This window comes from Amphritea sp. (assembly GCF_050300915.1).
Taxonomy (GTDB): Bacteria; Pseudomonadota; Gammaproteobacteria; order Pseudomonadales; family Balneatricaceae; genus Amphritea.
In genome coordinates, this window is sequence record NZ_JBNKYN010000009.1 from 49,345 (window position 1) to 61,216 (window position 11,872).

General features: G+C 52.5%; 11 protein-coding genes. 3 read left to right on the forward strand and 8 right to left on the reverse strand.

The features are described 5' to 3' along the window. Positions 1-7 precede the first annotated feature (7 nt). Together rraA and ACQY8X_RS04065 are read right to left on the reverse strand one after the other, a co-directional pair. Complete coding sequence (gene rraA / locus ACQY8X_RS04060; RefSeq protein WP_205209104.1) at positions 8-499, reverse strand: ribonuclease E activity regulator RraA; 492 nt, start codon at positions 497-499, stop codon at positions 8-10. Positions 500-588: 89 nt separating this feature from the next. Next, a complete protein-coding gene (locus ACQY8X_RS04065; RefSeq protein WP_428033864.1) occupies positions 589-1,167 on the reverse strand; it encodes a class I SAM-dependent methyltransferase in 579 nt (192 codons plus the stop codon). Positions 1,168-1,276: 109 nt separating this feature from the next. On the opposite strand from ACQY8X_RS04065, the gene ACQY8X_RS04070 reads away from it, so the two are divergent. Further along, a complete protein-coding gene (locus ACQY8X_RS04070; RefSeq protein ID WP_428033865.1) occupies positions 1,277-1,510 on the forward strand; it encodes a hypothetical protein in 234 nt (77 codons plus the stop codon). A gap of 26 nt (positions 1,511-1,536) precedes the next feature. Here ACQY8X_RS04070 and ydiJ read toward each other — a convergent pair whose 3' ends face one another. Then, positions 1,537-4,596: a D-2-hydroxyglutarate dehydrogenase YdiJ gene (gene ydiJ / locus ACQY8X_RS04075; protein WP_428033866.1), complete on the reverse strand. Its 3,060-nt coding sequence runs from the start codon at positions 4,594-4,596 to the stop codon at positions 1,537-1,539. A 116-nt stretch (positions 4,597-4,712) separates the two neighbouring features. Here ydiJ and ACQY8X_RS04080 point away from each other — a divergent pair, with 116 nt between their 5' ends. Further along, a complete protein-coding gene (locus tag ACQY8X_RS04080) occupies positions 4,713-5,678 on the forward strand; it encodes a LysR family transcriptional regulator (RefSeq protein WP_428033867.1) in 966 nt (321 codons plus the stop codon). Here ACQY8X_RS04080 and ACQY8X_RS04085 read toward each other — a convergent pair. The 5 genes from ACQY8X_RS04085 to ACQY8X_RS04105 form a co-directional block, all read right to left on the reverse strand. After that, positions 5,666-6,226: an acyl-CoA thioesterase gene (locus ACQY8X_RS04085; protein ID WP_428033868.1), complete on the reverse strand. Its 561-nt coding sequence runs from the start codon at positions 6,224-6,226 to the stop codon at positions 5,666-5,668. The genes ACQY8X_RS04080 and ACQY8X_RS04085 overlap by 13 nt on opposite strands. A 68-nt stretch (positions 6,227-6,294) precedes the next feature. Continuing rightward, entirely contained in the window at positions 6,295-8,109 is a 1,815-nt protein-coding gene (locus ACQY8X_RS04090; RefSeq protein ID WP_428033869.1) for an SLC13 family permease, read from the reverse strand. Between the two features lie 107 nt (positions 8,110-8,216). After that, entirely contained in the window at positions 8,217-9,110 is an 894-nt protein-coding gene (locus tag ACQY8X_RS04095) for a DMT family transporter (RefSeq protein WP_428033870.1), read from the reverse strand. 91 nt (positions 9,111-9,201) lie between these two features. Beyond that, entirely contained in the window at positions 9,202-9,609 is a 408-nt protein-coding gene (locus tag ACQY8X_RS04100; RefSeq protein ID WP_428033871.1) for a GNAT family N-acetyltransferase, read from the reverse strand. Positions 9,610-9,634: 25 nt separating this feature from the next. Then, positions 9,635-10,504: an AraC family transcriptional regulator gene (locus ACQY8X_RS04105; protein ID WP_428033872.1), complete on the reverse strand. Its 870-nt coding sequence runs from the start codon at positions 10,502-10,504 to the stop codon at positions 9,635-9,637. 217 nt (positions 10,505-10,721) lie between these two features. On the opposite strand from ACQY8X_RS04105, the gene ACQY8X_RS04110 reads away from it, so the two are divergent. After that, positions 10,722-11,861 carry a PLP-dependent aminotransferase family protein gene (locus ACQY8X_RS04110; RefSeq protein ID WP_428033873.1) on the forward strand — a complete coding sequence of 380 codons (1,140 nt, stop codon included), beginning with the start codon at positions 10,722-10,724 and terminating at the stop codon, positions 11,859-11,861. Positions 11,862-11,872 lie beyond the last annotated feature (11 nt).

Consider the following 11,872-nt stretch of genomic DNA (forward strand, 5'->3'; position numbering starts at 1 on the left):
CCGGGAATTAAGCTTCACTGAGCTCAAGTTTCTCCGGAGATACCAGGATGCCATTGTTATCCGCATAGACATAATGGCCGGGTTTAAATGTCACGCCACCAAAGGTCAGGTCAACATTCAGCTCACCGATGCCGTTTTTGTCGGTTTTCATCGGATGCGTGCCCAATGCCTGCACGCCAAGATCCAGCTCGCCTATTGCGTTCACATCACGGATGCAGCCGTAAATAATAATGCCGGACCAGCCATTCAGCACCGCTTTTTCGGCCAGCATATCCCCCAGCATCGCCCGGCGCATAGAACCGCCACTATCAACCACCAGAACACGGCCTTCACCGGGCAGAGCCACCTGTTCACGCACCAGAGAGTTATCTTCAAACGCCTTCAGCGTGACGATTTCGCCACCAAAACGTTCACGACCACCAAAATTACCAAACATCGGCTCTACAACCTGCACCAGATCCGGGAACTGGTCACACAGTTCAGGCAATAAATCGTCCACGAGCATGCTCCTTAAATTAAACCGTTAATAGTTTTGTATCATCGCTTATCCTGGGCTTTTTTGCACTTGCACTATAGGCGGAAACTATGTCATTTAAAGGCATAGAGATAGCTGTCATAAAACCCGCCGTCTAACAGACCGTTTTCATATTGCTCCAGAGTCAGCCCGGGCAGGCAGTCTGTCAACGCCCCGGGCTGCAAGCAAAACCGCTCAGGAAAGCCGGTTTGCCGGTGATATTCTGAATTAAAGGTTTTGATCAGCAGATGACCTCCCCGCTGCATCAGCCGGGGTAAACGGGCTAATAGCGCCACCTCGGGGAGATAACGCAGTATCACAATATTATCAAAACCGCCCAAACCGCAAAGTGCGTCCGCTGCATTCAGGTCAACGACCAGCGTCTCTATCTCCGGGCGGAGACTCGCGCTTGCAGAGTTTGTCAGTGCAGCAAACCTCTGTAAGCGTTTTAAACCTTCGATAGCAAAATCAACCGCCAGAACCCGATGCCCCAGGCCCGCAAGATAGAGACTGGCCGCACCATCGCCGCACGCCAGATCCAGAGTATAACCTGGGGGCAGTAACGCCAGAGAGTGCTGTAACTCAACAGGCAGATCGGGGGCGATCTCAGCCTTCTCCTGGTAGCGTCGGTTCCAGAGATCAGCTCTGCTCATTAGTGTACAATCCTCTAAGCACTTATTAAAAAGCATCTATTTAACAGCAAAAATATCTAGCAACACGATAGGCCCGCAGGCCTGTATGCATCGAGAGCCCGACAGAAAAATGGAACAGTATAAACTTCTCATTGTGATCCTGTTTATCGCCCTGGTGTTTACACCGATCACCTGGCAGGCGATCAGGCGGCGAAAACTCAATCCGCCACCGATGGCCAGCAATGATCGTAAGCTCTATCGTCTGTGGCGCTCTGATCCGCTCTCTTACGAACGACAGTATGGCGAAATGGATCGTCAGTATACCCAGGCCCAAAACAAAAAAGGCCAGAATACTGAACAGTAATCCGGCCTTCAGATGCTAATCGACGCTTACGCGGTTTTCAGCAGTTGCAGCAGAACCTGCAGAGGGTGCTGTAGCTGCTGCTCATCCAGACGCTTAACCTGACTACGACAGGAGTAGCCAGTGGCGACCAGGCGGCCGTCATTAGCCGGATCATTGACCACCTCTGACCAGCTCAGATCGTAGATTTTTCTTGATGTTTCGACATTTTCGGTTTCATGGCCGTAGGTTCCCGCCATGCCGCAGCAGCCGGTTGCCTGCAGTTCCAGCGTTTGCCCCAGCGCCTGAAAGATCTTTTTCCAGTCAGCAATGGAGGCTGCGGCCGAGGTCTTTTCAGAGCAGTGTGCCATCAGTTTATAGTCATTTTGCGGCAGCCCTTCTGCTTTCTGGTTCAGCAGATCACAATGCTTTACCAGCCACTCCTGAATCAACTCAACCTTCACCGGCAGGCGCATACCATCATCAATATACTCCTGACGGTAAGTCAGCGTCATCGACGGATCAATACCCACCATCGCAATTCCGCTGCTGGCTAAAGACTGCAGCATCTGGGTATTGCTATCTGCGGCCTTGTTAAACGCGGCTTTAAATCCATGTACGTGCAGCGGTTTGCCATTGGGCTTAAACGGCGCAACCAGTACATTGAAGCCGGTTTCACGCAGCAGATCGATAATATCCAACACCAGTTGGGTTTCAAAAAAGCTGGTAAAGGCATCCTGCACCAGAATCACCGAGTGCGGCTTGTGTTCCGGCATGATGGCCGCTAGATTTTGCGCAGTTGCAAACGGCACGCCCCGCTCGCCCATCCCTTTTACCAGCGTATTGGTACAGATTGCCGGACTATCCACCATCCCTACCCAGCGACCAAACACTGACTGCATGGTGCGGTTAGCCATCATCCAGTTATAGGGCGCCGGAAAGCGGGACAGATAGGGAATCATATATTCCAGCCCGCCGATCATATAATCCTTCAAAGGGCGCAGATAGCGGCTGTAATAAGCTTCCAGAAAGCGGGAGCGAAAATCCGGGACATTGACTTTAATCGGACACTGCGCCACACAGGACTTGCAGGCCAGACAGCCCATCATCGCTTCGTGCACCTCATTGTTAAAATCGTACTCCCCCTGCTTTTTCTTCCAGCTGTTTTTGACTCGCGCAGGCAGGCTGGCCATAAACGACCCATGACGGGCTTTACTCCCCTCGGCGACGATATCTACGCCCTGTAGCGCCATCAGACGCAACCATTCACGAATCAGCGATGAACGCCCTTTAGGTGAATGTTTACGCTCGCGGGTGGCTTTCCAGGAGGGACACATCGCATCCTTCGGATCGTAGTTATAGCAGGCGCCGTTACCATTGCAGAACATCGCCTCACTGTACTCTTCACGGGCAACCGCAGGAATCTGGCGGTCATACTGGCCTCGCGTGGGCACCTCATCGATCTTCAGCAGTTCTGCCCCATCGATCAGCGGCGTACAGATCTTGCCGGGATTCAGCTGGTTGGCCGGATCAAATGCGCCTTTAATGATCTGTAGCTGCGGATAGAGCTCACCAAAGAAAGCCGGTGCGTATTCAGAGCGCACCCCCTTGCCATGTTCACCCCAGATCAGACCATGATATTTCTGCGTCAGCGCCACCACCCCATCAGAGATCACACGGATCAGCCCCTCTTCATCCTCATTTTTCATATCGATGGCGGGACGCACATGCAGTACACCGGCATCCACATGACCAAACATACCGTAGGCCAGATTATGGCTATCTAACAGTGCCCGGAACTCTTTAATATAGGCGGCGAGATTTTCCGGGGGCACGGCGGTGTCTTCAACAAATGGGATGGGACGACGTTCACCGACTCCATTGCCCAGCAACCCAACCGATTTCTTACGCATCCCCCAGATCTTATTCACCTCAGCCGCACCAAAGGTCACCGTATAACCGAAGGTTTTACCCGGCTGCCCCGCCACGCTGTCGAGATAATCCGTGAGTTTTGCAATTTTAGCTTTCAACTCAGCTTCATCATCGCCGGTGTATTCGACCAGATTGATCCCCTGAATCGTTGGTTCACCGTCATTCTGGGGAAAGTAGTCTTTAACAGAATCCCAGACAATATCGTTCATCGCCAGATTCAGAACTTTCGAATCAACGGTTTCGATTGAGGTTGGCCCCCACGCCATCAGTTCAGCCGCATCTTCAAGAGACTCCTGAAAACCCGCATACTTGAGATTCACCAGTGCCGAGTACTTTGGAATTGGCAAAACATTCAGCTTTGCCTCGGCGATAAATGCCAGCGAGCCTTCGGCACCACAGAGCACCGAATTCAGGTTAAAACGCCCCGCTTCGTCGCGGATATGGGCCAGATCGTAGCCGGTCAGACAGCGGTTCAGTTTCGGGAATTTGGCATCGATCAGCTCACGATGCTCAGTGAACACCTGATCAACCACACGATGTACTTCACCAACCCGGTCATTACGCGCTTTGATCTCATCCAGCTCAGTATCGCTCAAGGGAGCTGAACTCCACAGGGTGCCATCGAGAAAGACGGATTTCAATTCCAGTACATGGTCACGGGTTTTGCCGTACATACAGGACCCCTGACCGCTGGCATCGGTATTGATCATGCCGCCAATGGTGGCGCGGTTACTGGTTGACAGCTCCGGCGCAAAGAACAGCCCGTAGGGTTTCAGTGCAGCATTAAGCTGGTCTTTGACCACCCCACCCTGCACCCGCACCCAGCGTTCTTCCGCGTTGATTTCGAGGATCTGATTCATGTGCCGGGAGATGTCGACGATCAGCCCGTCGGTAAGCGACTGACCGTTGGTACCGGTACCACCGCCGCGGGCGCTGAGCACCACGCCGTTAAAACGGGGCTCCACTGCCAGACCGGCCAACAGCACCAGGTCTTCAACAGACTTAGGAAAAACTACTCCCTGGGGCAACACCTGATAGATACTATTATCCGTAGACAGCACGATCCTGCTGGCATAGTCAGGATTAACTTCTCCACCAAAGTGACTGTTTTTTAAGGCCTCTATAAAATCAAGATAGAGTTTCTGGGTCGTGTTAATTTCGGCAATACGTGGGATCATCGCTCAACCTGTGCACTTTGACGGACTAAATACGGATAAACAGATAGCCATAATGCAGAATTATCATTTATCATTCAAACGATAAAATATGATCAATTAATCAGATAAAACGATAAATGAATACAAACCTCTCTATCAGACATCTGCGGGCATTCACTGAGGTCGCCTGCTGCGGTAGCTTCACCCAGGCTGCCAGCCGCCTTCATCTCACCCAGTCAAGCCTGACCGCCACCATCAAACAGCTGGAACAGTCAGTGGGACTAACCCTGTTTGACCGAACCACACGGCGGGTGTTACTGACACTGCAGGGGGAACAGTTCCGCCCGGTTGCCGAGAAGCTGATCTCTGATTTCGATACCGCCATTGGTGACCTGCAAGCGATCGCAGGCCAGCAACAGGGCCAGGTTGCCATCGCGGCATCACCCTCAACCATCAGCCGTCTGTTACCCCCGGTTATCGATGATTACCGTCAGCAGTTTCCTGAAATCGCCATCTCGCTACGGGATGACAGTGCCGGACAGATTGAGCAGCGGGTGCTGGATAATGATGTCGATTTCGGTATCGGCGCCAACCACTCTGCCCATCCGGAACTCAACTATCAGCCGGTGCTGTCCGACCGTTATGGTGTAGTTGTGCCAGCCAGTCACCGTTTCAGAGGGACGAAAGCGGTTCAGTGGCAGCAGTTGATTGAGGAGGAGTTACTGTTTCTGTCGGCGGATACCGGTATCCGCGCACAACTGAATCAGTTTCGTCAGGCGGGTCAGTTACAGCTCTCTGATCAGAAAGCGATTCTGGAGGTGTCCAATCCGGCAGGCCTGGCCGCACTCATCCGCCAGGGGATCGGCATCTCGGTATTGCCAGCACTGGCCGCCAGCACCGAGTCGTTCAAAGAGCTCGGTTTTATTCCACTGACTGCACCACAGATGCGCCGGGAGATCTGTCTGGTGAGCCGCAAAGGACGTTCACTGAGCCCTGCCGCATCAACCCTGCTGAGCTTTGCCCGGCAACACTTCTTCACTATGGTTCTGCCGCCCTATCTTGAAAGCACAGAGCAACCAGAGCGGCCTGTTCAGGACTTATAAAGACGGCAATTTTCACCGTCGAGCGCGTTGATCTCTTTAATCAGATCGAGATTACTGCGGATTTTCTTCATCTCCGCGCGGTGTTCCGACTTAAGCTGCTTACGAATCTTGCCTTCGATAAAGCGCTTTATCTCCTGCTCATCTTCGAGAATCAATCCTGGCACCGGCACCGGCTTGCGGCTCTCTTCATCCATCGCCACCATAGTGAAATAGGAGGTGTTGGTATGCTTAACAATACCCAGACGAAAATCTTCGGAGATAACCTTGATGCCGATCTCCAGCGATGAGTTACCGACGTAGTTAACCGAGGCTGATAACGTCAGCAGCTCGCCCACTTCCACCGGATTGAGGAAGTTAACTGAATCGACCGATGCGGTAACGCAGTAACCTTTGACATGCGACGCCGCACAGGTATAAGCGATCTTATCCATCAGCGAGAGAATCACCCCACCATGAACCTTTCCGCCGAAATTAGCATAGGAGGGTACCATCAGTTCTTTCAACACTGTTTGCGAGGCCTTCACCGTGCGGTATTCACGATCACTCATTATGTAAACCTATCAATTTATTATGTTTTAGTTTGCAGATAATACATTTTTAAGGCACTGATGCCGACTTAAAATGGAAAAACCAGCGGTGTAACAACCAATGTAATTATCATCGACATAATCTGTAATGGCAGCCCTACTTTTACAAAGTCAATAAAGCGATAGTTACCGGGCACCAGCACCAGCGTATTAACGGGTGAGGCGATCGGCGTCGAAAACGCAGTAGAGGCGGCAATAGCAACCGTCATCATAAAGGGCTCGGGATTCATCCCCAGCCCCTGCGCAATCGCAATAGAGATCGGCGCAATCAGTACCGTCGTCGCGGTATTGGAGATAAACTGACTCAGCACCGAGGTCAGCACAAACAGTCCACCACAGATAAGAATCGGTGTACCTGCGCCCAGCAGAGATAGCAACCCGGTTACAATCAGATCGAGCGCCCCGCTCTTCTGCATCGCCAGTGCCAGAGGCAACATCCCGGCAATCAGCACCAGACTGCTGGCATTCAATGAACGGTAAGCTTCATTCATATTGATACAGCCGCTAAGCACCATCGCTACCGCAGCCAGTAGTATCGCACTGAGACTGGACAACGCACCACTGATCATCAGTGCCAGCATCGCTACCATAATAGTTAGGGCAATGGGGGCGTGTCCCCAGCGCGCCGAAGTTTCAGTCATCTCCGCCGGGGTTTCCAGCATAACGAAATTCTGGCGATCATCCAGCGCTTCGATATAGCGCCAGCCCCCGGCCAGCAACAGGGTGTCACCAAACTGCAGCGGTTCTCCGCCAAACCGGGTCGCCAGTGGTTTACCATCGCGCAGCACCCCGATTACACTGAGATGGTAACGTTCACGAAAGCGTCCTTCCTGAATTGTTTTACCAATCATCGGTGAGCGATTATGCAACATCACCTCAGCAACACCGAACTCTTTATCCATACGGGTACGTTCGTCATCGGGGAAACCAAAAAACATACACCCGGTTTCGATACACAACTGCTCTATACCATCCGCTTCGCCATAGGCTAACAGCACATCACCACTCTCTATCTGGGTCTCACTGAGCACCGGCATAAACGTTGACACCAGTTTGCCATCCCGGCGAATGGCGAATACCGTCACCTCAAAGCGGGTTCTCAGGCGCATATCTGAGACCGTTTTCCCAACCAGTTCCGAATCTTTTCTCACCCGTAAACGATACAGGTTGTCCTCGATTGCATAGCGTTGAGCAAACTCTTTCAGGTGGGGATGTGACGCCTCGCGAACCCCGGTTTCAGGCAGCAGTTTAGGCGCAATAAACACCAGATAGAGAGTACCAAATAGCAGAATAACGCCACCGACCGGGGTGAAATCAAAGAAACCGAACGGCTCCAGCCCGGCAGCCCGCAGCTGGGTACTGGCAACCATATTCGGTGGTGTGCCGATCAGCGTCATCATTCCGCCAATCAGCGATGCAAAGGAGAGCGGCATCAGCATTTTTGAAGGCTGTAGCTTGGCTGAGCGACAGATACTCAGGACCACCGGAATAAACAGCGCCACCGCGCCGGTCGAACTCATCACCGCAGACATCCCCGCCACCACAGGTATCAGTACGAACAACAGTTTTCGTTCACTCTGCCCGCCCATGCGCATAATCCAGTCGCCCACCGCCGCTGCGACACCGGTACGGAACAGCCCCTCCCCAACCACAAACAAACCGGCAATCATCACCACCAGAGACTGACCAAAACCGGATACCGTTTCCGCCGGTGTAATAACACCCGATACGGCCAGCACCACAACCACCATCATCGCTACCATATCCATGCGGATACGATCCCAGATAAACAGGCCGATAGTGATTAACAGCAGAGCGAAAACAAACAGAATCTCAATATTCACATTTTATCCAACGAGTTGGCTGACGATTGTTAAAACTATCGGGACAAAGGGTTAACGTTTTAATCCTGCTGAATAATCGCACAGCGCGAACAGGTAACATAATTGCGCTATTTCATGGCAGCGGCTTTGGTTGCAGGCCTTAACACCAGGTAGACCCCAAAAACGGTAACCCCAATCGCCACCACCTGAATCCAGCTAAGGTCTTCACCAAACAGAAGCCAGGCTTCAAGCGAGGTCACCGGCGGTACCAGATAGAAATAACTGGCTACCCGGGCAGACTCACCTTCACGAATCATAAACATCAACAGCAGAATAGCGGATATCGACAACCCAAAAACCAGCCAGCCAAGGGACAAGAGCAACGTCATGTTCCATTCAACATGGCGTTCTTCAAACAGAAACGCCAGCAGCCCCATCGCCACTGCGGTTGAGAGATATTGCCAGATAGACCCGGTTAACAGATCAACCTTGCTCCCAAAACGCTTCTGGTACAGGGTGCCAAAGGAGATCGCAAACAGTGCAATAATTAATGCTGCTATAGCTTCAGGCCGGAGCACAGTCACTTCACTGTGCTGACCATTGAGCAGGATAACCACCACTCCTGCCAGTCCCATCAGCAAGCCTGACCATTGCACCATTCTCAACTTCTCTCCCAGCCATTGCCAGCCGATCAGGGAGGTCAGTAACGGCTGCAAGCCGACAACAATCGCCGTAATACCGGCGGGCATCTGCCACTTAATCGCAGCAAAAACGCCACCGAGATAACAGGCATGCACGAGAAACCCGGTAACTGCCTGCTGCCCCCCTTCACGCAAAGAGGGCCAGCGGGAACGATAGATCAGTGCAAGCGCAGTAAATACTACCAGCGTCAGCAGCATACGGATAAACAGAAGGTAGAACGGTTCGATATAGGGCAAAGCGTACTTTGCACCAATAAAACCAGTGCTCCAGAGCAGTACAAACAGCGCTGGAACCAGACGGATAAAATGAGAATGTCTCACGGGATCACCGATCTATGAAAACGCTACTGTACTGGTTGTCAGGCCAGAATTCTAATTTTAAAGCGCTATACGCCATAGCGAATGATCCGGCCTAATGATCATTGCCTGCGTAGATCCACATCGGCTCGGTTTTACCTGCACGGCTGAAGCCTAAAGATTCATAAAAACCGATCGCCTCACCATCGGCGGTCAGCATCTGTTGATGAAACCCCTGATAACGCTGCTGCATCGCCAGCATCAGTTGTTTCCCCACCCCTCGCCCCTGATACTCGGGGGCAACCAGCATATGCGGGTAGTAGACCACCAGATGCCCATCTGACAGTGCGTTACCCAGACCGATCAGCTCGCCGTTAATGCGTGCCGTCACCAGTGAGTGTGACCCGGCCAGCGCCGCCATCAGCTGCTCAGGTTTATCGGCAGCAGACCACTCATTAGCACGGTAAAGCCTGATTACCTCAGATTGCTCCGGCAAGTCGGTCAGACTGATCTCAATATCCATTCATAATGCTCCTGAAAAATACCGGTTAATACAGCGTAACCGGCTGATAATATTCCAACTCAAACTTATCCTCAGAGTCGATAAACTGGTTGCGCTGATACTTGGCGAAAGCTGGTGTTGCAGCCGTTTTAAGCCCCGAGCCTGCCAGCCATTCATCCTGTAGCCGGGTGATCCAGGGCAGCAGGTCGCCATACTGCCCGCTGAAGCGAAACCGTGCGTGCAACCCTCCGGGAATCACCATCCCATTCACAACCCCACGCCGGGGAACCGGACTATCCACCCCGAGACAGGCAACATAACGACAGCGTGCCTGTGGCGTCCAGGTGGGGTTTGAGTGATGCAGTCCTATCTGATCCACAAAAGGTCGTTGCTCTGCCGCAGCCCACGCCTGCAGAATCTGCCAGGCTGAACGAATCGAGTGGTTATAACCCTGATGGCGGACATAAGCAACCGGCCGCTCCCGAAGTTCAACCAGATCAGGCACAGGCAGGGGCAGCAGCGCAACGCGCTCCGCCCCGGCAGCCACTTCAGGGTCGCTCATATAGGGGATCCGTTGCGATCGTTCCTGGTGACGCCAGCGCCCCGGACTCATCTCAAACTGCTCGCCAAACACCCGGGTAAAGGATGCCAGCGAGTTATAGCCACACTTTAAGGCGATATCCCGCACCGGCGTCGACGGTTCGAACATCAGCAGATTCGCGGCATGTTCAAGACGCACCCGGCGGATGTAACGATGCAGAGATTCACCGGTCACCTGCTGAAACAGCCGATGAAAGTGCTGTTCTGAGTAGGCGGCAACCCGGGCCAGACCTGCCCCCGTTAACGGGGCCGCAAGATCCCGGTGGATGCGGTGCAGGACGTCATTAATACGGGCTTTTTGTGTTGCACTGGTCATTAGCTGTTTACTTTAACAGGATCGGCTAACCGATAGTAATAATCATAAACAGATAAGTAGTAAAGCATAAACAGATAAATCACCAAACAGGGTGAGGCATACACTGTGACGCTTGTTCAGCCAGATTATTAATCACCATTTTTTGCAACGCTTATCGGCACTGCTTATTAGCAGTGCCTATTAACACTACTAACTGTATGACCACCAGGACAGGGGTATGAAATTTTCCACACACGCACAATCACTGCAAGCCTCTTATATCAGAGAGATTCTCAGCGCTGCAAGCCAACCGGAGATGATCTCCATGGCCGGGGGGCTGCCTGCGGCCTCCCTCTTGCCGGTGGAGCTGGTGCGTGTTGCCTGCGCGTCTCTGGCGGACAACCGTCAATTATTTCAATATGGCAATAGCCGCGGTTACCAGCCTCTGCTTGAAACACTGGAGAGATGGCAGCCGGAGTCAACTCAGCCCTGGCTGATCTGCAACGGCAGTCAGCAGGCTCTGGATCTGATTGCCCGGGCGCTACTCGAACCGGGTGATCATGTTGTTGCTGAAGTTCCTGCTTATCTTGGCGCACTACAGGCGTTTCAATTAAGTGGTGCGGCTCTGTTGCCGCTGCTCAGTAGTGCTGCCGGGCCAGACCTGAACCAGCTTGAACACTATTTTAAAACCACTGCCGTAAAACTGTTTTATGCGGTGCCTGACTTTCATAACCCTACCGGTCGGGTATGGTCTGCTGAAACCCGAATCGCCGTTGCCGGGCTGTGCCGCCACTATGGCGTGACACTGATTGAAGACTCACCCTATCGACAGTTAAGGTTCAGCGGTGCACAACTCTCTACCGTCAGCGAGTTATACCCGGAACAAACAATCCGTCTGATATCTTTTTCAAAAACCGGCTTTCCCGGACTCAGAGTCGGAGCGATGAGTGGCCCGGCGGAATTTATCGCCCTCGCTGAACGCATTAAGCAGGCAACGGATCTGCATACTGGTATTCCGCAACAGGTGATCATTGACCGTTTGCTGAACCACCCGGAATACCCGAAACACCTGGTGCAACTGCGACAAGGATACCACAGTCGGTATCAGCATCTGAGTGCCGAACTGCATCGACAGCTGGGAGCGCAAATCGAGTTTGACCCGGTTGAGGGTGGGATGTTTATCTGGCTATCATTGAAAGGCAAAAGTGGAGCGCAGGTGGCCGCAAGAGCACTTGCACATAAACTGGCAGTAGTGCCGGGGTCCGCCTTTTATGAGCAAGAAGCAGCGCCAGAGGATTGCCATATCCGTCTTAATTTCAGTAATACTGACACGACATTAGTTGAGGAAGCGATAACCCGGTTGGCAAAATCGCTTTGAGCTGAACTGAG